27 protein-coding genes, 1 tRNA gene and 1 pseudogene are annotated in these 25,566 nt (G+C 30.7%); 20 read left to right on the top strand and 9 right to left on the bottom strand.

Annotated elements, in window-relative coordinates; genetic code table 11:
- Position 1 precedes the first annotated feature (1 nt).
- Positions 2-1,300 carry a prephenate-dependent tRNA uridine(34) hydroxylase TrhP gene (gene trhP / locus CF386_RS11275; protein ID WP_089074536.1) on the bottom strand — a complete coding sequence of 433 codons (1,299 nt, stop codon included), beginning with the start codon at positions 1,298-1,300 and terminating at the stop codon, positions 2-4.
- A gap of 153 nt (positions 1,301-1,453) precedes the next feature.
- Between trhP and CF386_RS11280 the strand changes: the two genes are divergently transcribed.
- On the top strand, positions 1,454-2,743 hold the full coding sequence (locus CF386_RS11280) for a lipopolysaccharide biosynthesis protein (RefSeq protein ID WP_158522400.1): 1,290 nt from the start codon (positions 1,454-1,456) through the stop codon (positions 2,741-2,743).
- Between the two features lies 1 nt (position 2,744).
- Here CF386_RS11280 and CF386_RS13500 read toward each other — a convergent pair whose 3' ends face one another.
- The 5 genes and pseudogenes from CF386_RS13500 to CF386_RS11300 all read right to left on the bottom strand — a co-directional run bounded on the left by CF386_RS13500 (position 2,745) and on the right by CF386_RS11300 (position 7,353).
- Complete coding sequence (locus tag CF386_RS13500; RefSeq protein ID WP_264080491.1) at positions 2,745-3,218, bottom strand: DMT family transporter; 474 nt, start codon at positions 3,216-3,218, stop codon at positions 2,745-2,747.
- 24 nt (positions 3,219-3,242) lie between these two features.
- Positions 3,243-3,599, bottom strand: a pseudogene (locus CF386_RS13750) (EamA family transporter); the annotation flags it as partial.
- Between the two features lie 8 nt (positions 3,600-3,607).
- On the bottom strand, positions 3,608-4,384 hold the full coding sequence (locus tag CF386_RS11290; RefSeq protein ID WP_089074539.1) for a type III pantothenate kinase: 777 nt from the start codon (positions 4,382-4,384) through the stop codon (positions 3,608-3,610).
- On the bottom strand, positions 4,381-5,619 hold the full coding sequence (locus CF386_RS11295) for an MFS transporter (RefSeq protein ID WP_089074540.1): 1,239 nt from the start codon (positions 5,617-5,619) through the stop codon (positions 4,381-4,383). The genes CF386_RS11290 and CF386_RS11295 overlap by 4 nt, the downstream gene beginning before the upstream one ends.
- A 186-nt stretch (positions 5,620-5,805) precedes the next feature.
- Positions 5,806-7,353 (bottom strand): SGNH/GDSL hydrolase family protein, encoded by a 1,548-nt coding sequence (locus CF386_RS11300; RefSeq protein WP_089074541.1) that lies wholly within the window; start codon positions 7,351-7,353, stop codon positions 5,806-5,808.
- A gap of 125 nt (positions 7,354-7,478) precedes the next feature.
- Between CF386_RS11300 and CF386_RS11305 the strand changes: the two genes are divergently transcribed.
- The 6 genes from CF386_RS11305 to CF386_RS11330 all read left to right on the top strand — a co-directional run bounded on the left by CF386_RS11305 (position 7,479) and on the right by CF386_RS11330 (position 12,415).
- The gene (locus tag CF386_RS11305) at positions 7,479-7,880 is read left to right on the top strand and encodes an ArnT family glycosyltransferase (protein ID WP_089074542.1); all 402 of its coding nucleotides are present in this window, start codon (positions 7,479-7,481) and stop codon (positions 7,878-7,880) included.
- Positions 7,881-7,882: 2 nt separating this feature from the next.
- The gene (locus tag CF386_RS11310) at positions 7,883-8,713 is read left to right on the top strand and encodes a glycosyltransferase family protein (protein ID WP_089074543.1); all 831 of its coding nucleotides are present in this window, start codon (positions 7,883-7,885) and stop codon (positions 8,711-8,713) included.
- Between the two features lie 5 nt (positions 8,714-8,718).
- Positions 8,719-9,171, top strand: coding sequence for a hypothetical protein (locus CF386_RS11315; protein ID WP_145955057.1), 453 nt, complete (start codon positions 8,719-8,721; stop codon positions 9,169-9,171).
- Between the two features lie 19 nt (positions 9,172-9,190).
- On the top strand, positions 9,191-10,363 hold the full coding sequence (locus tag CF386_RS11320) for a DegT/DnrJ/EryC1/StrS family aminotransferase (protein ID WP_089074545.1): 1,173 nt from the start codon (positions 9,191-9,193) through the stop codon (positions 10,361-10,363).
- Positions 10,364-10,365: 2 nt separating this feature from the next.
- Positions 10,366-11,316, top strand: a complete 951-nt coding sequence (locus CF386_RS11325) for a glycosyltransferase (protein WP_089074546.1) — start codon at positions 10,366-10,368, stop codon at positions 11,314-11,316.
- Between the two features lie 79 nt (positions 11,317-11,395).
- Entirely contained in the window at positions 11,396-12,415 is a 1,020-nt protein-coding gene (locus CF386_RS11330) for a bifunctional UDP-4-keto-pentose/UDP-xylose synthase (protein ID WP_089074547.1), read from the top strand.
- A gap of 39 nt (positions 12,416-12,454) precedes the next feature.
- Here the strand turns inward: CF386_RS11330 and CF386_RS11335 are convergent, their stop codons facing one another.
- Positions 12,455-12,805: a DUF3147 family protein gene (locus CF386_RS11335; protein WP_089074548.1), complete on the bottom strand. Its 351-nt coding sequence runs from the start codon at positions 12,803-12,805 to the stop codon at positions 12,455-12,457.
- Between the two features lie 114 nt (positions 12,806-12,919).
- Between CF386_RS11335 and CF386_RS11340 the strand changes: the two genes are divergently transcribed.
- From CF386_RS11340 to CF386_RS11355, 4 genes are all read left to right on the top strand, one after another.
- A complete protein-coding gene (locus tag CF386_RS11340) occupies positions 12,920-14,179 on the top strand; it encodes a cation:proton antiporter (protein WP_089074549.1) in 1,260 nt (419 codons plus the stop codon).
- An 11-nt stretch (positions 14,180-14,190) separates the two neighbouring features.
- A complete protein-coding gene (locus CF386_RS11345; protein ID WP_089074550.1) occupies positions 14,191-15,456 on the top strand; it encodes a cation:proton antiporter in 1,266 nt (421 codons plus the stop codon).
- Between the two features lie 73 nt (positions 15,457-15,529).
- Positions 15,530-15,606, top strand: a tRNA-Pro gene (locus CF386_RS11350).
- Positions 15,607-15,658: 52 nt separating this feature from the next.
- Positions 15,659-17,365 (top strand): phospho-sugar mutase, encoded by a 1,707-nt coding sequence (locus CF386_RS11355; RefSeq protein ID WP_158522401.1) that lies wholly within the window; start codon positions 15,659-15,661, stop codon positions 17,363-17,365.
- Between the two features lie 49 nt (positions 17,366-17,414).
- On the opposite strand, the gene CF386_RS11360 is transcribed toward CF386_RS11355, so the two are convergent.
- Positions 17,415-17,990 (bottom strand): class I SAM-dependent methyltransferase, encoded by a 576-nt coding sequence (locus CF386_RS11360; protein WP_089074552.1) that lies wholly within the window; start codon positions 17,988-17,990, stop codon positions 17,415-17,417.
- Positions 17,991-18,043: 53 nt separating this feature from the next.
- Entirely contained in the window at positions 18,044-18,856 is an 813-nt protein-coding gene (gene map, locus CF386_RS11365; RefSeq protein WP_089074553.1) for a type I methionyl aminopeptidase, read from the bottom strand.
- A gap of 242 nt (positions 18,857-19,098) precedes the next feature.
- Between map and CF386_RS11370 the strand changes: the two genes are divergently transcribed.
- The 9 genes from CF386_RS11370 to CF386_RS11405 all read left to right on the top strand — a co-directional run bounded on the left by CF386_RS11370 (position 19,099) and on the right by CF386_RS11405 (position 25,532).
- Positions 19,099-19,683 carry a MotA/TolQ/ExbB proton channel family protein gene (locus CF386_RS11370; protein WP_089074554.1) on the top strand — a complete coding sequence of 195 codons (585 nt, stop codon included), beginning with the start codon at positions 19,099-19,101 and terminating at the stop codon, positions 19,681-19,683.
- Positions 19,680-20,051 (top strand): ExbD/TolR family protein, encoded by a 372-nt coding sequence (locus CF386_RS11375; RefSeq protein WP_089074555.1) that lies wholly within the window; start codon positions 19,680-19,682, stop codon positions 20,049-20,051. The genes CF386_RS11370 and CF386_RS11375 overlap by 4 nt, the downstream gene beginning before the upstream one ends.
- A gap of 64 nt (positions 20,052-20,115) precedes the next feature.
- Positions 20,116-22,236: a TonB-dependent receptor domain-containing protein gene (locus tag CF386_RS11380; protein WP_089074556.1), complete on the top strand. Its 2,121-nt coding sequence runs from the start codon at positions 20,116-20,118 to the stop codon at positions 22,234-22,236.
- Positions 22,236-22,613, top strand: a complete 378-nt coding sequence (locus CF386_RS11385; RefSeq protein WP_089074557.1) for a hypothetical protein — start codon at positions 22,236-22,238, stop codon at positions 22,611-22,613. The genes CF386_RS11380 and CF386_RS11385 overlap by 1 nt, the downstream gene beginning before the upstream one ends.
- A gap of 20 nt (positions 22,614-22,633) precedes the next feature.
- Entirely contained in the window at positions 22,634-22,891 is a 258-nt protein-coding gene (locus tag CF386_RS13755) for an energy transducer TonB (protein WP_225971802.1), read from the top strand.
- 5 nt (positions 22,892-22,896) lie between these two features.
- A complete protein-coding gene (locus CF386_RS12720) occupies positions 22,897-23,133 on the top strand; it encodes a hypothetical protein (protein ID WP_145955059.1) in 237 nt (78 codons plus the stop codon).
- The gene (locus CF386_RS11395) at positions 23,130-23,705 is read left to right on the top strand and encodes an ABC transporter substrate-binding protein (RefSeq protein ID WP_264080493.1); all 576 of its coding nucleotides are present in this window, start codon (positions 23,130-23,132) and stop codon (positions 23,703-23,705) included. Before CF386_RS12720 ends, CF386_RS11395 begins: the two co-directional genes overlap by 4 nt.
- Positions 23,692-24,759, top strand: coding sequence for a FecCD family ABC transporter permease (locus CF386_RS11400; protein WP_089074560.1), 1,068 nt, complete (start codon positions 23,692-23,694; stop codon positions 24,757-24,759). The genes CF386_RS11395 and CF386_RS11400 overlap by 14 nt, the downstream gene beginning before the upstream one ends.
- The gene (locus CF386_RS11405) at positions 24,756-25,532 is read left to right on the top strand and encodes an ABC transporter ATP-binding protein (RefSeq protein WP_089074561.1); all 777 of its coding nucleotides are present in this window, start codon (positions 24,756-24,758) and stop codon (positions 25,530-25,532) included. Before CF386_RS11400 ends, CF386_RS11405 begins: the two co-directional genes overlap by 4 nt.
- The last annotated feature ends 34 nt before the right edge of the window (positions 25,533-25,566 follow it).

Genomic DNA, 25,566 nt, shown 5'->3' on the forward strand with positions numbered 1-25,566 from the left:
TCTAAGCCATATGTTTTATTAAAAGCGCATATTGAATATCAATATTATCAGGAATGGGCAATAAAACTTTATACCCTGAACCCTTAGCTTGATTGATATTTTCACCATTGAGACTGTATATTTTGTCTACAATAATCTTCAGATTCCCTTTAGGTGTCATGATTTCTAGGCTATCTCCCACACAAAACTTATTTTTAACAAAAACCTCAGCAAAATTGTCATGGAATTTACCCGTAAACTCACCAACAAATTGTTGTGTCTGCGACATAGAATAACCAGATTTGTAGTTTTGTAATTCTCTTGCACTATGTCGCTTAAGAAAACCATCCGTGTACCCGCGATTAGCCAATCCTTCCAACTCAATTATGTTTTCTGGATCAAAGGGTCTACCATGAACTGCATTATCAATGGCTTTCCTATATACTTGAGCTGTTCTTGCACAATAATAAAAAGACTTGGTTCGACCTTCAATCTTGAAAGAATGAATCCCTATTTTAGATAACTCCTCAATATGTTGAACAGCCATCAAATCTTTTGAATTAAAAATGTAAGTTCCATGATCATCCTCGAGAACGCTCATAGGTTCATTTGGACGGTGTTGTTCCGTAACAACGCCAATTTTAGTTTGATGTTCTAATTTAGGATCAAAAGCTGAAACTATATTTCCACTATCATCTTCTTTTGCGTCATTCACATTATACTTCCAACGACAAGCATTCGTACAAGTACCTTGATTAGAGTCCCTCTTATTCATATACCCTGACAATAAGCATCGTCCAGAATAAGCCATACACAATGCTCCATGAACAAAAATTTCCAACTCAACATCAGGACAATGCTCTCTAATTTCTTTGAGTTCTTTAATTGAAAGCTCTCTTGAAACAATTACTCGCTCAATACCGTATTGTCCCCAAAACTTTACAGTTGCCCAATTAACAGCATTCGCTTGTACTGATAAATGAATAGGCATTTCTGGAAAATGCTCTTTTACTAACATAATTAAACCAGTATCTGACATAATCAAAGCATCCGGTTTCATGTTAATAATAGGCTCTATATCTTTGACAAAAGTTTTAATTTTAGTGTTATGCGGCTGAATATTACATACAACATAAAATTTTTTATTTTGTTTATGTGCTTCAATAATGCCTTGATGTAAGCTATCAATGTCAAATTCATTGTTACGAACTCTTAGGCTATATCGAGGTATGCCTGCATAAACAGCATCAGCACCATAAGCAAAAGCATATCTCATATTTTTTAATGAACCAGCCGGCGATAAGAGTTCAGGTTTAAACATTTAAAAATTCCAGATCAATTAAAAAGATAAATTTTACTCTTTTGTAATTAAATTTCAAATATTAAATTAAAACTATTAATAAAGTTTGCTTAATTAATGTTGGATTCATTTGATATTTATAGTATTATTTTTTGTTTTATAGTAGGTATCAGAGTGATTAAAAAACTCTTGAAAAATGATCTTATTCTAAAATCCCTTTTATCCATGTTCACTCAGGGACTTGGTCAATTAACTGCTCTTGTCACTACGGTATTACTGACCAACCATCTAAACCAAACTCAATTTGGCCAATGGGCATTTGCAACAATTACAACAGCAACAGTATTAGCAACAATTGCAACTTTTGGAGCTGGTGGGGGTGTGCTCTCAAAAAGTTGGGGGTGGACCCAAAAACAGGGTGTTGAAAAGAGCAAGTATGTCTTCAATATTATGAATGGATACCTTCACAAAGGTACTATTTTTCTGCTTTTAGTTGGTGTAGTTTTCGCGGGTTATTGTCTTTGGTTTCCTTCTAGATTTAATAATATGGAGCTTTATGCATCTTTATTCATGTTTCCTTATTTTTTTGCAAACCTGATACAAGCATACTACGTATCTGAAAAACGTGTTTCATGGGCTAACCTCAATCAGCTTTGCCTTCGTCTGATCATTTTAGCTTGTGTTGGATATTATATTTTTGAACCCAATACTGATTTTAGTACTATAGTTTTCATGATGCTCGTAATTTTAAGTTGCTTTACGATATTAGTATATATTCTAAATGCATCCAAATTAGGATATAAAAGTGCAAAATCAGGCAATAACGATAATCTATCCTTTATGGTTTTACATTGGGGAAATTTGCTATTTTTAAATGTAAGTCCGTTTATTTTAAAAGTATTCTGTTCTGATACTGATATTGGTATCTATAATGTTGCCAACCAAATTGTTGTAATATCGGTGTTTTTTGCACAAGCCTTGAGTGCAAACACTAGAAGTCTGATTGCGCACGGCTTTAAACATCACTCAAAAGAAGTATTTCAAAAAAACATTCATGGATATGCAAAATTAATGTTCTTTTTTTCAATTGGCATAATTTTCATCATCTACCTAACAGGGTATTGGTTTGTTAAGATATATGGTGAAGGATACTATTTAGCATATCCATTATCCTGTGTACTTTTACTCGGTTCATTAAGCCAAGCTCTTTGCGGTGGATTAACCTCTCAGATTTTAAATATGTCTGGACATGAAAAAAAGACAGCAAAAAGTTTTTGGTATGCTCTAGTTGCAATGTTACTATTAGGTTCATCTCTGGCAAAATTTTTTGGTATTTGGGGGGTGGCTATCAGTTATGCAATTGTTCTTAGCTGTTGGAATGTTTATTTATTAACATTAGTCCGTAAAGAGTTAAAGGTAAATCCTACAATGTTCAAGTTTTTAAATTTACCCAAGTCAAGTTAGATTATTTTCCTTCATTTCGAACAATCTTAACAATAGAAAACATAATTAAAACACTTCCTAAAATAAAAAAATTATTAGGAAGTTCACCCCAATATAACCAATCTAAAAAAGTACTAAAAATCACGCCCGTAAAAATAAACGGGGCAATTAATTGCATACTTGAAAAAGACAGTGCATAGCTAAGAAATACCTGAAATAAAACACCAAAAAGACCGACTAAAATTAATAAGTAAAGATTTTGATAAATTGGCAGCTTCCATCCATGAGAAAAAAATAAAAAGATAACTAAACTTCCAAATAAATGAAAATAGAAAACAATATTTAATGGCGAGTGATCTTTACTGAGTTTTTTAATGCCAATATAGGCCAATGCGGCTAGAACTGCACTGATAACACCAAAAATATAATAAATAAAATTAGTATTTTCCAAAGAATTAGAAACAATAACAAAAATGCCAAAAAAACCAATCAACATGAAAGAGATTGTTTTTATGTTGGTACGCTCTTTAAAAAAACAAAATAAACATAAAGGAATAAATAATGACGAAGAGTTCAAAAATAGCACATTTAGTGCGACAGGTATTTTGGATAATATCGAAAAAGATAAAATCATCCCACCTAATCCAGCACAATTTCTAAGTAAACTCATTTTTATATTAGTGATTTTAAAACTAAAAGAATTTGACTTAACTATACTTGGAATGAGAAAAATAAGACCTAAAAAAAATCTAGAAAATAATACTTCTGTAGGAGGTAGTGTTCTCGTAGCTAATTTAGCACTTAACATCATAAGGGAAAGAAATACATAAGCCAGACATATATAAATAATTGCTCTAATTGTATTTCTATCATTCATTAGACTAACTATCTATTTTGATTAATTTTTAAAACAAGATAAAGTCCCATCAAAACTAAGTCAGGTTCGGTTTGATCAAATAACTTTTCTTCTTCAAATAAAATCGATACCCCACCCGTTCCAATAGTAATAATATCCTGTTCAATTGAAAACTGATCTCTAATTTGTTTTTTGACTTCTTTAATCATACCTATTGTATTGAAATAGAGTCCGGACTGAATTGCATCCACAGTTGTTTTTCCAATCAAAACATCGGGTTTTTTAATTGCAACTTCAGGAAGTTGAGCAGTTGTAGACGCCAATGCTTGCATGGAAACTCTCATGCCAGGTGTGATCATATGTCCGAGGTATTCATTTTTATCATTAACCAATGAATACGTATTAGCAGTGCCAAGATTAACAATTAATCTATTCTTATTAGGGTATAAATGACATGCAGCCACTGCATCAGCTATTAAATCACTGCCTACACTTTGGGGATTTGAAGTTTTTATTTTGAGTCCAGTTTTTACACCAAGTTTAAGCATCAAAGGGCTTAAATTAAAATACTTAATACATGCTGAAGCTAGAGCATGATTTAAATCAGGCACAACAGATGAAATAACAATATCAGTTATTAAATTAGGATCTACCTCATTTTCTCTTAAAACTTGCCTTAGAAATAAGCCAAACTCATCCGATGAACTTTGAATTTTTGAGCTTTTTCGAAATCTCAGTTGAATCTTACCATCTTTAAATACTCCTGCAAATAATTGAGTATTTCCTATATCAATTGCTAAAATCATTTTTTAAAAGTTCCAAAATTATTAAATTGCTTAAAATATCTGAATAAACATAAAAACAAAATACTTAATATAAAGAAAACGCTTCCATAGTACAAAGGTAATTTGATCGATACCTCTGATATTTTACCTATCATAAGGGAGCTAATAAACCATGCTAAACCAAAACCTGCTCCAGCACCACCCATCAATTTACCTTGCTCTTTTTCAGATACTTTTTTTGACAATAGTGTAATTGAAGAAGTGTAAGCAATCAATTGCGAAACTGAACTTAATGCACCTAATATCCAAGTTAAATAAAAATAATTACTTGTAACTTGAGTTATTACCAAAAAACTTATTGAACAAATGATGGAACTTATTATGTACAATTTAACTTCACTCAAAGCTTTGAAGAGATACTCTTGAAAAAACGCAAATAAAACAACTGCTATTCCCATCACAGCGAAGTAAAAACTTATAAATTGGACACTATAATCAAACTTCATTTGCAAAAAGACAGGAACTCCTAAATAAAATAGTCCGTATCCAAGCTGCATTAATATAAAAACCAATCCCAAAGCATTCACTCTTTTATCACTAAAAAGAAAAAAAATTGTTTTTAAACAATGTAGCAATGATATTTTAAGGCTTGGAAACTTAGGTTGATCAACAGACAAAAATAACTTCACCAAACATGCATTAATAATAGAAAGGATTCCAGCAAGGAGAATGACTGTATATATTGGAAGGTTATACATAGGATCGTTAATTATACCTGATAAAATCGGGCCAATAATTGTTCCAAGGTTAGCTGCTATAATAATGTATCCCATATTTTTTGCTCGTTCACCAGAACTACTAATATCAACAGTATAGGCTTGGGCAACTTCAAAAGATCCAGCAAAAATACCTCCAAGAAGACGAGCAAAGATAAATAAATAGAAATTTTTGGTTTCAATACTCAAAGCAATAATAAAATATGAAATTGCTGTAAAGACTAATGATAAGATAATCAATTTTTTTCTGCCAAATTTATCAGATAACTCTCCGATAATTGGTGCCCCTAAAACCAAACCCAAGGGCCAAATAGCCATGGCTAATCCATATGCTAAAAACTGTAAATTATTATCAAATTGGAATATCAACTTATTACCAAAAAACAAATCAGGCATCAAAGGTATAATAATACCCACACCCATAATATCTATAACAATCGTTAAGAATAACAAAAGGATGATAAGTTTATTTCTGTCCATGAAGGTTTTCTGTTAGAGGGAATAAGCCACACAATATAAACTATTTTATTTTTTAAAACAACTGCCCTTTTTAGGTATATTATGCCTTTATACTTGCACTTATTTAAAATATATTAAATAAGTTTACTCAAAAATCAGCAATAATGAGATGAGTAAACTTTTTTTAAGATATTCTACAATGCAATATTAATTAAATTTTTTAACCTTTAAAAACAATGCATCAGCCTCTAACTTATGCATTTGAGTTGTAGGGTGAACACCATCATAAAATAAATATCCTTTTTTATAATTTGACGGGCTGATAATAGCAAGCTTTACAAGTTGCGCGTTTGTATTAGTGAATTTTACTGTATCATCTAAAATTTCAACTTTATGATCAAGTATAGCTTTTTTATATATTAAATCAGGATCAAAATATTGAATTTGTAAGTCTTTATATTTACTAGATAGTGCATTTAATTTTTTAATTAAGTTTCGATTAAATGTATTTCGGTAATCTTCCACAATATTTATTTCATTTATGGTAAAAAAGTCTTTAAATACTTGTGTCTTTTCGGGATTGAACCAAAACATTAATTTAAAAGGAATGGAATGAGAGAACATTTTCATTTCATAATTAAACTTTTTAGTTGACGGTAAATTTTTATAATCAAAGAGTTTCCAAACAATAAATCTTTTCGCACCTTTTGCATGCAATAAAACAACATCGTTTACAATATCATCCGATGCACTGATAGCAATATCTCTAATATAAGGATTTACATTATGATTCAATTTATAACTTTTCCAAAAATTATCTCTTGTATTTTGCGATGAACCAAAGTTTTTAAAAAATTCAAATATATTATTATTACCCCCCTGAATAATGAATATATTTCTATTTCGAGATATATCTGTTTTATTGTGCCTTTGTAAATAGTGTTCAATTTGCGACATACCTGCAAGATTATGATTACAATGAAACATTGGATCTTTGGAATCAAAACTATTTGGAGATTGAGGTCCAATTGGTAATGGAGCTAAACCCTTAAAGTTCAACCAAGCACAAGATGTGGTTGCTCCACCTACAGCATAATTATCACCATTAAGGCTTTGAGAAACAAATTTTGAGTCGATTGGATTAAAGTTATTTTCTTTTATTGCTACTCCTGTATATTCAGAAAGGTATTCTGACCACACTTTTCCATTAGGGGTTGTATAGATAGCTCTATCACCGGCATGAAATTTTTGGGGATAATTTTTTATTAATAATTGGTCAAAATATCCACCATCAGATAAGCTATCACCAAAAACAACTAAGTTAAAACCATGTTTACCAATTAATGACTGTTGATTAAATTGTTTGATTCCACCAATACTAATCGTTAAATATGACTGATGATTGAAATCTGCATTTTCTTTTGGAGCAAACAAAACATAAACATCGAAAAATAAATGATTTTTACTGTGTTTTTTTTCAACCCTCACAATTTTAAAAGCATTACTTTTAGTATTATGTACAATTGCAAATCTAATCTTATCTCCCAAATTTTTTTTTGAAGTTGTTGGATCAATAAATACTCGTATTTTTTTTGGTTTATTGTAAAAATATTTTGATTTTTGTGAGTTGGCTTTGAGATCATGGTAAAAAGTATGACCTGTTTTAATTTGATATGTCAATTTTATATCATTGTTCCCTTGCAGAGCATGAATATTAAAAGAAAAAACTAATGCAAAGATAAGTATCCATTTCATTTTATTCTAAATTTCCTAGTTAATTTTACAACTCAAGTAATTGTACAGTGTTTTAAATAAAATTTAAAGCAATGTTTTATTAAATTTGCTATTCTATTTGAATTAATAGAAAAAAGTTATTATACATGAATTACTTAGTTAAATTTTCCCATTCACAAACTACCAAACACATAGCTATCTTATTTTTTTTAAATACAATAGCTTTAATTTTTTATGGATCCCCTGCGCTTATTAACCCTGATGAATCAAGGTATGCGGAAATTGCTAGAGAAATGCTTCAAAGTGGAAATTATTTGGTACCTCACCTTCAGCAAATTGTATATTTTGAAAAACCTCCTCTAATGTATTGGCTTACATCCTTTTCATTATCTTTGTTTGGTATTTCAGAATGGTCAGCAAGACTAGTAAACCCTATCCTTTCATATATATCAATTTTCTTTTTCTATTATGGTGTGAAGCAATTATTTCACTCAAGAAACATAGCCTTTTATACGGTTCTTATTTTAAACTCGACTTTTCTTTTTTAATTATGCAGAAATACTTAAATCTAGATTTTTCTGTTGGAATTTTTATTAGTATTTCTCTTTTATCATATATGTTAAGCCTCAATAAAAAATCGAACTCTAAAACATCAAATATCTGGCTTGCAAATTCCTTCTTTTTTTCATTTTTAGCTGTAATGACCAAGGGTTTAATTGGCCTTATTTTACCAATGGTAGTCATAGGAATATATCATCTATGTAAGCGTGAATTTAAAAAACTGATAAACTATAAACTTTATGTTGGTTTGTTCTTTGTTATTGTCTCCAGTAGTATCTGGATATATTTGGTCAACCAAAGTTATCATCAATTTTTTAATTATTACGTTATTGTTCAACAATTTGAACGATACCTTACTGACGCTCAAAATAGAGAAATGAATAAAGGTATTTATATTCTTTATATTTTTGCAATATTTCTACCTTGGACATTTTATCTTCCTGAGTCATTGAAAAAAAATTACTTAAAATTCAAAGATAATAAGTATAAAAACGAGATACTTTTTTTGTTTATTTGGTGCGTATCAATAGCTTTTTTCTTTGGGTTTTCACAATCCATTTTGATTGGTTATCTGGTCCCTCTTCTTTTACCATTATGTATCTTTTTATCAATCAATTTCGTAGAAAAATTTGAAATCAACAAGAGATATTGTCTTTATGACTTATCAATTATTTTATTAACTATAAGTGTCTTTTTTGTTTTTGCTTTGGCTGGTGCGATACTTCCTTTTCTCAAGAAGTTTAATCTTTTTTTAATCAGATCAGTACCTATTTATTTCCAATGGCTGCCATATTATTGGGCATTATTATTGCAATCATAAAACAAATGAAAAAAAACAATAAGAAAAAAGTTTTTGCTTATATTTTATTAGGAAGTTTAACAATATCTGTTTTTGTCTGGCCAAGTATAGAATTTATAAATCAAAAAACGATCAAGCCTTTAATAAAAAATATAGAAAGTTTAATAATTAAACACCCTAACAGTATCGTTGTAGCTTATGGAGATTACTTTTACGATGCTTCTTTTTACTTAAAAAAAAGTGTTATTCTCTATAATTTTTTAGGTGAATTAGAAGCAACTTCTGAGATGAAAAATTCAGGAATTGAGAAAGGTTCAATAACCTCTTCCCAATTAACTAAACTATGGAGCAGTAAAAACCATGTGTTTGTAATTACCAATAAAAAAGACTATAATCAAACTAATTTTCCCTTTAAAAGAAGTATTTATATAGTTGGATCCAACCAACGATATTATATACTTTCCAATCACCCTAATTAACCAAAGGTATCATATTTTAATGAGACAACAATTTTTACCGTTTGCAAAGCCTAGTATTTCAGAAAAGGCAATAGAAGATGTTAATGATTCTCTCCGATCTGGATGGATAACTTCCGGACCAAAACTAAAAAAATTTGAAACACTCTTATCCGAGTACACAAGTGCATCAAATGCTGTTTGTTTGAATTCCGCTACTGCAGGACTTCATCTTGCATTACTATCATTAAATTTAAAAGAAACAGATGAGGTTATAACTACTCCTATGACCTTTGCCGCTACTCTAAATGTAATTGAGATAGTAGGAGCCAAAGTAAAATTAGTTGATGTAAACTTATCCGATTACAATATCGATATTTCTAAAATTGAACAAGCAATCAATGAAAACACAAAGGTCCTCATGCCTGTTCATTTTGCCGGCTTACCAGTTGATTTAAAAGAGATTTATAATTTAGCTAAAAAGCACAATCTTGTAGTTATCGAAGATTCAGCTCATGCAATTGGAGCTGAGTATGATGGGAAGAAAATCGGAAGCTTTGGAGATTTCCAAGTATTTAGTTTTCACCCAAATAAAAACATGACAACTGGTGAAGGTGGTTGCATCACATCTCCAAGAGAGGATTTCAAAAAATATTTTGATGAAATTAATCTCTTAAAGTTCCATGGAATGGATCGTGAGGCTTGGAATCGTTTTGGAAAAACTGGTAGTCCGCATTATCAAATTGTATGCCCTGGGTTTAAGTATAATTTAATGGATATTCAAGCAGCACTTGGGATCCATCAAATTAAAGCACTAGATACCTTCATTGAAAAAAGAACATATCTAGTCCAACGATATTATCAATTACTTAATGATGTTGAGGAACTTATTTTGCCTCAAATGCCAAATTACAAATTTAAACATGCTTGGCATTTATTTGCACCTAGAGTCAATAGTGAAAAAACAACTATAACCAGAGACGAGCTTATGAACGAGCTTAAAAACAATAATATTGGTTGTGGGTTACATTATGAAGCTGCTCATTTGTATCCATACTACAAAACAAAATATGGCTATGATGTAGGTGACTTTCCAAATTCGGAATTAATTGGTAGTTCTGTAATTAGCTTGCCTCTTTTTCCTGATATGAGCGAGAGCGATCAAGATGATGTCGTTTCAACTCTTAAAGATATATTTAAAAGTTTTAGGAAATAATTATGAAAAGCAATAAGTTGGCTATTGTCATTCCTATTTTTAATGAAGAAGAAGTTCTTCCAACATTATTTGAAAGATTATTCCCTGTCTTAGACAGCATGAACAAATCTTACGAAGTAATATTTATTAATGATGGCAGTAAAGATAATTCAATTCACTTGCTAGAAGAGTTATACAACAAACGACCACTACAAGTTAAAGTCATTGATTTCAATAAAAATTATGGTCAGCACATGGCTATTATGGCTGGTTTTGAGAACTCGGATGCTGATGTTATTGTCACAATGGATGCTGATTTGCAGAACTACCCAGAAGATATCCCTCTTTTGATTGAAAAAGTAGAAGAGGGACATGATGTGGTCGGTGGTTACCGTCTTAACAGACAAGACAAAAAATGGCGCCTTTTCGTTTCTAAACTTCATAATAGCCTAAGATTAAAACTTACTGGAATAGATATGGTCGATGAAGGTTGTATGTTGCGAGCATATACTAACGACATTGTCCAAAGAGTTATTTCAACTAAAGAGAACTCCACTTTTCTTCCAGCACTTGCTCATAGTTTTGCAACAAACCCTATTGATGTTGGAGTTCGCCATGCCGCTCGTGAAGAAGGCACGTCAAGCTATAATTTATACAAATTGATAAGATATAATTTTGATTTTTTTGCAAATTTCTCAAAAGCCCCTCTTGAATTTTTCACTCTATTAGGCTTTTTAGTGTCGACTGCAAGTATTATTTTATTCATCTTTTTAATATGCTCTAGATTCCTTCATGGACCAGGAGCGGACGGCGTCTTTACCCTTTTCGCAATCACATTTTTCTTTTTAGGTGTTGTGTTAATGGGACTAGGAATTGTTGGTGAATATATTGGTAGAATTTATGAAGAAATCAGACAAAGGCCAAGATTTATTATCAAATCTATACTGAGTTTGAATCAAAGCGATGATAAATGACTATCTTGTTTTTATTCAAGAAGTAATATATCATTTTGAAAAACTTATTAACACATTAAAATAACAGAGACTTAATTTAATGAAAAAAATACTTATTTTGGGCGTAAACGGTTTCATTGGAAGTGGGATGGTTGAACAGATCTTATCACAAACCGATTGGGAAATTTTTGGCATGGACCTTGATGACTCAAAAATTAAAGACTTTTTATCTCACCCTAACTTTACTTTCGTCAAAGGCAACATGTTAGATGAAGATGATTGGGTTGAGAATCACATTAAACTCTGTGATGTTATTTTTCCATTAGTTGCTGTTGCAAACCCAGCTCTCTATGTTACTGATCCACTTCATGTATATCAGCTAGACTATGAAGCAAATGTTGATATTGTAAAGCTATGTGTCAAACACAACAAACACCTTGTTTTTCCATCTACAAGTGAAGTATATGGTATGAGTACTGATATTCCATTTGACGAGTATACGAGTAAACTGGTTACAGGTCCTATTAATAAACAAAGGTGGATTTACTCTTGTTCAAAACAATTGCTAGACAGAGTAATTCATGCATATGGATTACAAAAAGGACTTAATTATACTTTGTTCCGTCCCTTTAATTGGATTGGCCCTAAACAAGATAATTTAAAATCTTCTAAAAATGGAAGTGCAAGAGTCCTAGTTCAATTTATTACAAATATCCGTGATGGTAAACCTCTTCAATTAGTAGATGGCGGTATGCAGAAACGTTGCTTTACTTATATTGATGACGGTATTCAAGGATTAATCGAGATTATTAGACAAAGTGATAAATCATTCCAAGAAATCTTTAACTTTGGTAATCCTCTGAATGAATTCACGATTAAAGAATTAGCTGAGTTAACTATTGAAGCTATGAAAAAATACCCTAAATATAAAGAAAATGCAATGAACACTGAAATTGTTGAAACCAATTCAGAAAATTATTATGGTAAGGGTTATCAGGACGTTGATAGAAGAGTTCCATCTATAAATAATGCTAAACAAAAACTAAATTGGGTCCCTAAAGTAGATATGTTAGAAGCCCTTCAAAGAACATTAGATTTTCATTTTCTAGAAGAAAAATAGACAAACTAATAATAAGGTGTCGTATGAAACGGCACCTTACTATAGCAAAATGACCCCAAATTTCTTAACTACTACCGCAAATAACACAAAAAATATCATTGTAAAAATAACACTTACCGCCAGTGAGAGCCAAAACCCTAACTTTGGAAATAATATAGGGAAAATCAAAAACATTGGTAATGTTGGTATAACATACCAAAAAGTATACCAAGCATGATTTGCAATTTTTTCAGCAGGTTGATGACTAAGATATAACCAAATTAATACAATGACGGTTACCAATGGCATTGCTGCTATTAAACCACCAAGTCGATCACTTCTTTTAGCAAGCTCTGAAACTAACATAACCACACCAGCAGTCAAAAAATATTTAAACAATAAACCAACCATAAAGCCCTCAATATACCTATACCCATATATATATAATAGATTAATTTATAATTGATTTGCAAGTTTAATCTTATATAATTAACCTTTTAGAATGTTTTTGGAGAAAATTTAAAAATGAGTTTTCCATTTATACTGGTTGCAGCAGTAATTTTAGTTAGTGCTATGGCGAGTTATCTAAATTATAAAATTTTTAGGTTTTCAAATTCCATAGGGATAACTTTTGCTTCTCTTTTAATTTCAACTACAGTTATTATTTGTCTAAAGTTTTTTCCAGCCGCTTTTATCCCAATCAAAACAATTCTTTCAGGCATTGATTTCCATTCAGTTATCATTGATGGAATGCTTGGTTATCTTTTGTTTGCAGCTGCTCTTCACATCAATACTGTCGATTTTAAAAAACAACTTTCACCAATTATACTCTTAGCTAGCATAGGAGTCATTTGTTCAACTATTTTAATAGGTTTTTTTCTATACTGGGTTAGTCACTTATTAAATAGTCCAATTTCAATCTTTTATTGCTTTTTATTTGGTGCCTTAATTTCACCAACAGATCCGATTGCAGTTGTTTCGGTGTTTAAAACCACTAAATCCATACCTAAAAAAGTCAAAAGTAGAATTTTAGGAGAGTCGCTATTCAATGATGCAACGGGCATCATATTATTTGTAATTTTATATCAAATTGTAACAAATACAGCAGATAATATTACGTTTAAATATGTTTTAACAATGTCCATAAGGGAAGTTTTTGGCGCTATTCTTTTGGGTGCAATACTTGGTAAATTTGTTTCTTTCCTTTTAAGAGATGTAGATGACAGAAAAGTAGCTGTGCTCATCACATTAGCTTTAACTACAGCAGGTTACCTATTTGCTGTTGAGCTTGGAACTTCAGCTCCAATTATGATGGTGATTTCTGGTCTGATAATTGGTCACGATATGAGAAAAGGTCATTATCCTAAACGTACTAGTCTGTATTTGAATAGTTTTTGGGAGCTGTGGGATGATATTTTAAATACTGCTTTATTCGTTCTAATAGGGTTGGAGGTTTTCGAGGCAGATTTTCATGTAAAATATCTAATCATAGCATTCACGACATTTCTTGCGATTGTGATCATTAGATATGTGATTTTATTTATACCATCCGTCCATAAAAAGAGACTGAATTTTCGAAAATACTACTGGAAAGAGAATCTGTTAATGAGTTGGGGAGCTATCAGAGGTGGGATATCAATAGCCTTAGCATTAAGTATTCAGACTTTTGAAGGAGTCACGACAATATTTACTATTACATACTATGTCGTACTTTTTTCAATCTTTATACAAGGGAGTACTTTTAAGTGGTTAGTCTTAAAATTGTTCCCTGAAACAAATAAATAATTGAGGCTCTGATGGGATATCAAATATTATTTTCAATGTTAGTGATTATTTCAGCCTTAGCAAGCTTCATAAATTCTAAATATCTGAAGCTCCCTAAATCTATTGGACTAACTTTAACAACATTATTAATATCCTTAGTTGTTTTAATTTTATTAAAAATATTCCCCGATTGGTTTTTGCCTGTAAAAGACCTGTTATCTGGGGTTGACTTTAAAGATATCGTTCTCAATACGATGCTAAGTTATTTACTATTTGCTGGTTCACTGCATGTTAACTCGATTGATTTAAAACAAGAATTCTTTCCAATTTTAAAACTTGCCAGTTTAGGTGTAGTAATTTCTACATTAATTACAGCCATTTTAGTCCATTACATCAGCATACTTTTAAATTTCCCAATATCCTTTCCAATGTGTCTTGTATTTGGAGCCTTAATCTCACCTACTGACCCAATTGCAGTTTTAGCCGTATTTAAAACAACAAAATCAATTTCCCAATCAACGAAAACTAAAATTATTGGGGAGGCCTTATTTAATGATGCTGCTGGTATATTATTATTTATTGTACTATTGGGAATCGTTTATTCTCATGATTCTGTGTCGTTATTTTCTTTATCTACAACACTGATACAACAAGCATTAGGCGGGTTACTTCTTGGATTTGTATTAGGGAAATTTGTAAGTTTCTTTTTGAGAATGATTGATGATAAAGAAGTTGCGATTCTATTTACTCTTGCATTGTCAAGCTCAGGTTTTATTCTTGCTTCAGCTATAGATGTATCACAAGCCATTACTATGGTAATTGCTGGTCTCGTAATTGGCCATGATATGAAAACAAAAAACTTCGCAAAAAAAACAATTGTATCATTAGATAGTTTTTGGGAATTAGTTGATGAAGTTTTAAATTCATTTCTTTTTGTTTTGATTGGTTTAGAAATGCTAACAATTGATTTTAACATTAAATTAATATGTATAGGCATATTAAGCTTCATTGCAATTTTTATAGCAAGGTATATTAGCGTTTCATCTATTTTAATCAATTGTATTACTTTTTTTTATAATAAAAACCTTTCAAAAAAAGCCTATTGGAAAGAAAATCTTTTAATGTCATGGGGTGGCATTAGGGGTGGTATTTCAATCGCACTCGCGCTAATGATTCCTGAAAATAATTCTAATTCCATCATTACCCTAACCTATGTAGTTGTAATTCTATCAATAGTCTTACAGGGTAGTACCTTTAAATGGATTGTAACAAAACTTTATCCGAAAAAAGAAAGTTAACTGCATAATATTTAAACAAGAAGTGTGAAAATCAATTTGCCTTTTAAAGATAAAATTGTTCTAATAATGTAATCGGGCATTAGCGCAGTCTGGTAGCGCACAACTCTGGGGGAGTTGGGGTCACTGGTTCGAATCCAGTATGTCCGACCATCTTCTAAAATCACCTTTCTCTTTTTCTTCATATGTTTTATGGGTATTGTTTATGGACAAAGATTTAAACACTAAAATACAACACTGGCTCAGCAGAGATACAGATCCAGTTACAAAAAACCAAATTCTAAAACTTCTAAACGATAAGAATTTTTCTGAATTAAAAGATATGTTTTCATCAAGACTTACTTTTGGAACTGCTGGAATTAGAGGTATAATTGGAGCAGGAACAAATAGAATCAATCAACTATTAATCCAAGAAACTGCATTAGGCTTAGCTAATTACCTTAGACATTCTGAAGAAAATAAATCAGTAGTAGTTGGATATGATGAAAGACACTTATCAAAACAATTTGCAGAGGCTACTGCTTGTATTTTAATTAGTCAAAATATAAAAGTACACCTATTTGCATTCTCAAGTCCAACACCTGTAGTATCATATTTTGTGAACTATTATACAGCTGATGCAGGTATTGTAATAACGGCAAGCCACAACCCAAAAGAATATAATGGATTAAAGCTGTTCCTTTCAAATGGAGCGCAGATATTCCCTCCCATTGATAGTAAGATTTCAGAGGAAATAATGAAGGCTACTCAGCAAAAAATTCCCTCTCTATGTATTACCGATGCAAAATTTAAGAAAGAAATTTCCTATATTCCTCAAGAAAAAATAAACGAATATATTAAAGATATATCCCACGATACCAATTATTCAATAGGGAAAAACATTCCTAAAGTTAAGTTTTCATACTCACCACTTCATGGTGTTGGTCTCCCTACGATTGATTTGTTAATGAAATATAACAATTACAAGAATTTTTATATTGTGGAAGAACAAAGTCAGCCAAATCCTGATTTTCCAACTGTAAATAATCCTAACCCTGAAGATCCAGATTCAATGAAGTTAGCCATAAAGTATGCTGAAAAAAATAAATGTGATATAGCTTGCGTTCATGATCCTGATGCAGATCGACTATCTATAGCTATCAATACTGGTAGTAATTTTCTTGTGTTAAATGGCAACCAAATTGGTGTTTTACTTGCGGATTATGTCCTATCCAAAAACAAAAAGGCTAATCCTATAGTTGGAACAACAATTGTATCGTCAAGGATGTTAAATCAGATTGCCATAAATTATAATGCAACCTATTACGAGACACTTACGGGCTTTAAATGGTTAATGAATTCAACTCTGTTAGATAATCATAATTTAATTTTTGCCTATGAGGAAGCAATTGGTTATTCAGTCAATAATAAAGTAAATGACAAAGATGGAATGTCGGCAATGCTTGCATTTTGTAATTTAGCATCAGAATTAAAATATAAAGACATCAATGTAATAGAACATCTAGCTTCACTTTATGTTAAGTATGGTTATTATTTTACTTCACAAAAAATTATTCACTTAAATTCTGAAAATTTTGATTTTATGCAAGAGTTAAGAACCAAACATATTAAAAAAATCGGAAATACTTCAGTATCATACATCGAAGATTATTTATCAGGAAAAGTCGTCTATTTTACTAAAGAGCAACCAAAGCAAGAAATCCAGTTACCCTCCTCGGATATACTTATTTATAATTTATCAGACAACTCAAGAATCATTATTCGACCATCAGGGACAGAGCCTAAGATAAAAATATATTATGAAATTTTACTAAAGCTAAATCATGTAGATGAGTTTGAAACAATAAGCAAGATTGGTAAAAGTAAAATAAAAGAGCTTGAACAGTTTCATTTAGATGAAATAAAAAGATAGATAATACAGTACATTAAAAAAGTGCATTACTTATAAAAAATGTTTTTTCTTAAAAAGAAAAAACATTCACTTTTGCTGGTGGTAAGTTTCTCATAACCTTTTGAGATTCAATAAGCTTTCCGCCCTTAGGATAAAACCTATTTCGGCTTAAAAAATCATATGTAAATTGAATATATTTACCTTCAGGACTTAAAACTTGGGGGATTTGTTCTAAAATTGCAGAGCTTGTTTTTCGAGGCAGTGATCTTAACGGTAAGCCAGATATAATAGTTCCAACTTGTCCAACTATATCTTTTAAGATATTCGTTAAACCTGCTGCATCACCATGTACTACACGAACGCCAGGAAAATTTCTTTTAAGTTGAAAATAAAAATTTTCGTTATATTCAATAACAATTAATTTTTTTGGTTCAATACCAATTTTTAATAATTCAGCAGTTACCACACCAGTTCCTGGACCAAGTTCAACCACATATTCATCCTTAGAATGCCTAACATGTGACACCATTTCTCTAACTAAATATTTTGAGCTAGGTAATATAGCACCTGTTGTCCTTGGATTTGACGCCATAGTTCTTACGAAACTAAATGTGTTTTTAAGATAACTCTTTTCAATATTTTTCATATGTTCCCTTATATAAAATTTACTAATATCCATATCATAGTAAAAGTATAAAATTAGTTATGATTCCATATTCTCTTGAATTTCTCATCCGTTCGTAAGGTTAAAACCTCGCATCCTTTTTCTGTAACTAAAATGGTATGTTCCCATTGTGCCGACTTCTTACCATCAACTGTATATGCAGTCCATGAGTCACCATCATTAAAGCGAATACCTGACTTTCCTGCATTAATCATTGGTTCGATTGTGAAACACATACCTGGCTTTAAAATTAAAGAATGGTTGTTTTTATAATGAAGGACTTCCGGCGCCTCATGAAAAACTTCTCCAATCCCATGCCCGATAAAATCTTTTACAATCGTATACCTAGTACTTGCAGATTTTTTGCTTTTAATATATTTTTCAATTGTTGTACCGATCTCGCCTAATTTAATTCCTGGTCGAACAACTTTGATAGCTTCGTACATACTCTCCTGTGTAACCTGAATTAATCTCCGATCTTTTGGATTCACCTCTCCAATCATAAACATTTTTGAAGTATCCCCATGAAAACCATCTTTAATAACAGTCACATCTATATTTAAAATATCACCGTTTTTTAGGATTTCTGTCTCGTTAGGTATACCATGACATATTACGTCATTAATAGATGTACAAACAGATTTAGGAAATCCATTGTAATTTAAACATGCTGGGATAGCATCTTGCTCATTAACAATATAATCATGACAAATTTTATCTAACTTTTCAGTTGAAACACCCGCCACTACAAATGGTGTTATCATTTCTAAAACTTCAGATGCTAATTTACCCGCAACACGCATTTTTTCAATATCATCAGCACTTTTTATGGAAACTTCTTCGTTCATATTTTTTCTCAATTAACTTAACTCTTTCAATTATAACCGACTAAAGTTATGAAACAACAATTTTTAAAGAAACCATTCATAAGAAATACGTTGATAGAAAAAATATTAAAGAAAAATAATTAAAAATTGTCATTAATAAGTTAAAAATTACTATTTACTTAAAGAGAATTTTATCATATAGTAACCCCCTACTTTGTGATAATGATAATGATTATCATTTGCTTTAAGGGGTGAGGTTAAAAATGGAAGTTCTATATCATCTGAGCCATTTATTTGGTCCTATCATTTATATCATGTTATTTGCCTTTTTCTTTCTGACCTTTTTAACAACGGAAAGGATCATCAAATTTATTCTTCTACCTAAATTTAAGTTACCCAAACATGATCATCTTTCAGAATATAATGAAAAGTGTAAACACTCTAAAATTAATAACCATTTTTCATCATATGTTTTATCTACTTTAAAAGATAATCAAAAAAAACAAGCAGAGCGAAAAATAAATTTATATCTTCAATCTTTAAGAAAAAATTTGTTCAGGCCTCTTATTTTATTAAATTTGTTAGCTGTTGTTTCTCCAATGCTAGGGCTTCTTGGCACAATTTGGGGTATGAGTAAATCTTTTGCATCATTATCGGCACAAATGAACCAAGCAAATGATTTTGAAAATTTAATCAGATATTTATCAGAAGCCATGTATGCAACTGCATTTGGAATTGTAATTGCATCCTTGAGTTTAATAGCTCTATTTGTTTTTAGGTTCTTATTTGAACAATATTTTCAAAATCTTGAAGACTCCTTGAACACGTTTATTGAGAGTCGCGCATGATTTCATCTAATCAAAAACAAATTGAATTTATCAATGAACCTAACCTGATTCCACTTTTGGATTTTTTTTTGATATTAGTCGTTATGCTTGCCTTGATGGTCGGACCAATTCAAAGTTATATTAAAATTAACCTTCCTGAGTTACAAAAAAAATATTCTCAAACTAACAAAACTAACAATCATATCATTAGCATCTTAAAAACAAATCAAATTTATTTAGATGGGAAGTTATTAACTAGCACCCAAGAACTTGAACAAAAAATTCACAACAAAGGAGGTCCAATTAAAAGTTATAAATTGGCTGTTGACTCTCAATTGCCATCAACAAACTTAATTAAAATTCTAACTATTTTAAAAAAAATAATATAAAAATAATGAAACTAATTGTCAAAAATAAAAATTAAAACAAGAATTAAACACAGGAATTAACCAAATGAAAAAAGTTGGATTTAAGCTTTCATCAATAGCAATCTTGGTGCTGTTATCATCCAAAGGGTATGCCCTTCCATATAACACCCAGCATTTAGAATCAATTGAAGTAACAGGTCAATTAAAAACCAAACAAAATAAACAGATGAAAAATGCAAACTTTGCAAATTATAAAACAAACTTATCTGATTCTTCAAGCATGATACCCTATCAAAAATATAAAATTGATGTGTCTGCCACGCCAAATAATGATCTTGAAAATCTAATTAACCTTACTCCAGGTTTAGATACAATTGGTGCCCCAAAACCAATAACACAAAATATTCAAGTTAATGGTTTAGATGTTGGCACTGGGCGCTCCATATTTGCAGTTAATGGCGTCAGTCAAGCATCTTTTTTAATGCCAGGTGGGCATGGCGACTCTACCATATTAAATACGCCATCCCCATTTTTGCTGCACTCATTGTCAGTTTATCAATCTGGAAGTAACCTTTCTTTTGGTTCGGGAAATATGGGAGGAGTAATTGATACAGAAACTCTTACAGCTAAAAGCTTACTAAAAAACAAAGAAATTGGTGGTAAATTATATTTAGGTTTTGATTTCAATAATGATAAATTCACACAAGGAATCGCAACTGGAATTCAAAATGATCAATTTGGTTTTCTAATCGCAGGTATTGGCAATCAAAATAATAATTATAAAGATGGCAATAATCAAATAGTCAAAGATAGTGAAGCGCATCAATTTCAAGGACTCATAAACTTTAATTGGGATATAAATGATTATCAATCTTTAAATCTTTCTTACCTTAATATAAATAATGATACCAATTCAAAAATATCACCCAATAACTCAGATGATTTTGCACCCACAATTTTAAAACTAAATACTCAACAATATAATTTAAAGTATAATCTCAATCCCGACAACGAATATGTTAATTTAAAGCTTAACCTCTTTTACTTAAAAAATAGACTAAATCAACAAACGCCTTCATATTCATTTTTTCCTGGAGCCCCAATAATTCCAGCTGTCAATGATAAAAACACAGGGACAAAACAAGGGTTCAAAATACAAAATACAACCAATTTGTATAAACAAAATATTACATATGGTTTAGATTACCAATATACCAAATACAATACAAATAGCCCAAGAAGCGCTAAAACGCCTAAATCAAATCAAAAACAATTTGGTATCTTTATTAAAGATCAGATTCACTTAACGAAGATATGGTCCATTACGCCTGGATTGAGATTTGATGATTACACCAATAAAGGATTTGACATACCAAACGAGCAAAATATAAAGAGCAATCAAACAGATAAAGATAGTAAATTATCCAAATCCATATCTACAAAACTTCAGTTGACAGATTCATTATCCACTTATTTGGCATACACTGAAGGTTTTAGAGCTCCAAATTTCTTTGAGCAATTTGCATATGGTAGCCACGCTGGAGGAATACCCACGATCTTCGCGCCTAACTTTTCTTTAGAACCAGAAGAAAGCGCCAATAAAGAGTTTGGTTTTGATTATAAAAAAGTCTTACCGAATGATGACCTATTAACTGCTCATATAAGTATTTTCCAAAACGACATTCATAACTTTATTAACTCAGAGACCATTGGATTTGCTCCTCCGGGGATGTTTGGACCAATTGAAATAGAGCAATATCAAAATATTGATAAAGTGAGAATAAAAGGGGTTAATATCAATACCTCATATAAAAATGAATATTTTATTTTCCATACAAGTTATACCTATAATAGAGGAATAAATACCGATAATGGACAATTAATAAACAATATGCCTTTATCAAAGGGGTATTCATCAATCTCAATACCTGTAAAATCAATGGATACTACGTTTATATTTTCTTCAAACTACGCAGCGAGACAAACACACTCTGTGGAGTTAGATGATGGCAGTATTAAAAACGAAGTAAACCCCGGTTATGCAATATATAATGCAAATGTTTCTTACCAACCTCATTCAATTAAAGATCTTACGCTTAATGCAGGAATCAACAACATAACAAATAAAGCATATCGTACAAATTATGACTCAGATTTTTTTGAAATGGGTAGAAATGTCTTCTTAAGCATGAATTATAACTTCTAATGAATTATAAAAATTTAATCGCAGCAATAGTAACCCTATTGCTGAATTCTTCTCTTCTTTGGGCTTTTCAAAAGTCATCGAATCAATGGGTATTTTTCCATAACAAGAGAAACCAAGAGCAAACAAATATTAGCTTAAATATGATGAGTTTTGAAAATCAGAAAGCTGAAAAAAAAGAGAGTCCTTCACCTGAAAAAGACGGGATTAAGCCTGTATTAAAAAAACAAGATACTAAGGTAAAGAAGAAAAACAATAATAAAATCACAAAGGAAGATAGAGTAAAAAAATCGAAAAGAAAAAAGTTTTTCATAAAAGAAAAACCCATAAAACACCTAAGCAAACTCGACAAGGAGCTAGTGCATCAAAAAAAGCTTTAGTAAAGCATAAAGCCAAGCTTATAGGGCAATATTTACCACCACAATATCCACAAAATGCCTTAGAAAGAGGTATCGAGGGTTCTGTCACCATTGAAGCAACCATTGGTAAGTTAGGAAAAGTAATTAGTGTTAAAGTTTTAAAGTCATCAAACAATAAATCATTGGATAACGCTGCAATAAAATGGTTTTTAAATTTAAAGTTTACACCAGCAAAAACCGGAAAAACTCCAGAAAAAAGCGTCATTATTCAAAAAATTAAATTTAATATTAAGGATTAAAAATCATGAGATATTTAACTTTTATTTTCGTATCTATCTGTCTTCTACAATCTTTTTTTGTAGTCGCCTCTGAAAACAGAATAATATCTATTGGACCATCGGTTACAACCACCTTGAGTGACCTAGATGAACTTAACACAGTCATTGGAGTTGATTTAGAAAGTCAAATGTTACCAAAGTTCCACAAACTAAAAATATTGGCTATAAAAGAATGCTTAATCTTGAGGGTGTATTATCAATGAATCCTACATTAATTATATTTGATGCTGATTCTGGCCCTGCCCAAACTATTCAGCAATTTAAAGAAAGTGGGATAAAAACAATCACATTAAACAGACCAGATACCATAAACAATATTTTACGCAACATTAATACTATAGGAAAAGAAACAGGCAAGAGTCAATTAGCTGAGAAATTAGTATATTCAAACAAATTAGATATTAAAAAAGCACAAAAATTATTACCGCATCATGAAATACCAGGAATGTTTCTAATGTTTCGTAATGACACTCTTGTTACATTAGGAAGTAACTCTTTGGGAAATAATTGGCTTAAATACCTTAATATTAAAAACTTAAATAAAGTTTCAAATACAAAAGTTAATAAAGAAAGTTTACTCAAAACTCAAGCAAAAATTATTTTAATTGCCTCTGAAGAAAAAAAAATGAGTGATTCTTATAAAAAAATATTCAATTTGTTAAAGAAGAATGGGACAAAAATTATCTTTGTACCCGTATTAGATATTGAAAAAAGTGGCTCTTCTTTTGGTCAAACTTATTATAAGCTATCTAAGGTAATATATGGAATTAATTAAAGACAAACAAACTCATACTGATGCATTGAGTTATTTTAATCTTTACCGTATAAAAATACGCGTAAGTATATCACTGCTTCTTGTTACCTTAATTCTAGTATCGATTGCTGCATTAACAATAGGTCCAATGAATATTCCTATTTCAAGTTTTTTCAACAGCATAACTAACTCTGGTTTAAATCATTATATTATTTATGATGTAAGGTTACCAAGAATAATCGCTACGATTTTTGTCGGAGCTGCCATGGCATCAAGTGGAGCAATCATTCAGGGATTATTTCAGAACCCTCTTGCAGCACCAGATATACTAGGAATATCTGCAGGCTCACAATTACTTGCAACTTTAACCATTCTGTTTTTATCATCAAGTTCATCTCAATGGGTGCAACTGTGGGCTTTACCAATTTCATCTATTTTAGGAAGTCTAGCAGTAGTGTTATTTCTAAACTATGTTGTACATAAGACTTCAAACACAAATATGTCATTTTTAATTGTTTTAGGGGTCATACTTAACTTGGTATTAATGGCTCCTATTCAACTAGCACCTTTTATTGCAAATGATAATACATTGAGAAGTTTAATGGTATGGGGAATGGCTTCATTTTCAAATATTGAATGGTTACATTTAATAATTTCATTACCTTTATTTATACTTGGATTTATTTGTTTAAAAAATTCTGCTCTCTATCTCAATGCTCTCAAATTAGGATCTTTTGAAGCAACAAATTTAGGAATTAACTCTAAGCAAAAACAAAAAATATTATTTATAGGCATCTCTTTGTTGGTTGGAACCTCAACTGCTTTATGTGGTCCTGTTAGTATGATTGGGTTCTTAGTTCCCCATGTTATAAGGATGATATATTCAAATTGTTACAGATTTTTACTACCATTATCTGCTTTATTAGGGGCATGTCTCATGACAATAGTTGATACTTTTTGTCGAGCAGCTTTGCAGCCAATAGAGCTTCCAGTAAACATAGTTTTAACTCTGATTTCAACACCAATTCTAATTTATGCCATCATAAAAATTTATAAAAAGGACTACTTACTATGATTGAAATTATCGATTTATCTATAGTTTTAAATAATAAAACAATTATACAAGACATAAATTTGAAGTTTTATCATAAGCAAATTTTTGGTTTAATTGGTCATAATGGTTCCGGTAAAACAACTTTGCTTAAGGCTATAATGAATGATATAAGCTTAGATACTGGGAAGATTTATTTTAATGAAAAATTGATTTCTCGTTGGAATAAACGAGAATTAGCAAAAAGTATTTCATTAGTTCCTCAACATCACAAAGCAGACCATAATTTTAATTGTCTTGATTATGTTCTTCTTGGAAGAATACCCCATCAAAATGGTCGTTATAATAAACTTGACTATGAAATTGCTTATGAAGCAATTGAGATGACTGGTGCCATAAAATTTATAAACAAAAACTTTAATAACTTATCAGGTGGAGAACAAGCCAAAATAAAGATATCCAAAGCATTAGCACAATTAATGAAACCAGAACTATCTGGATTTCTACTTTTAGATGAACCAAGTGCAAATATGGATTTAAAACATCAACAAGACTTAATCCTTTTGCTTAATAACATTACAAAAAAACACAATATTGGTGTTATTCTTATCATTCATGACTTAAATATAGCCTTAAATAACATTGAAGTCGGCTGTTTACTTCACTCAGGGAAAATTGTGTCAAAAGGAGACATAAATAATATAATTACGGAGGAAAATGTGAAGAATTATTTTGGTATAGCAACAAAAAAAATCAAAGTACCAGAAATCAATAAACAAGCATTAATCAACCTCTAGAAAAAATCAAAGTAATAATTGTCATACTTGATAA

Origin of the sequence: Paraphotobacterium marinum (assembly GCF_002216855.1) — a bacterium.
Lineage (GTDB): Bacteria > Pseudomonadota > Gammaproteobacteria > Enterobacterales > Vibrionaceae > Paraphotobacterium > Paraphotobacterium marinum.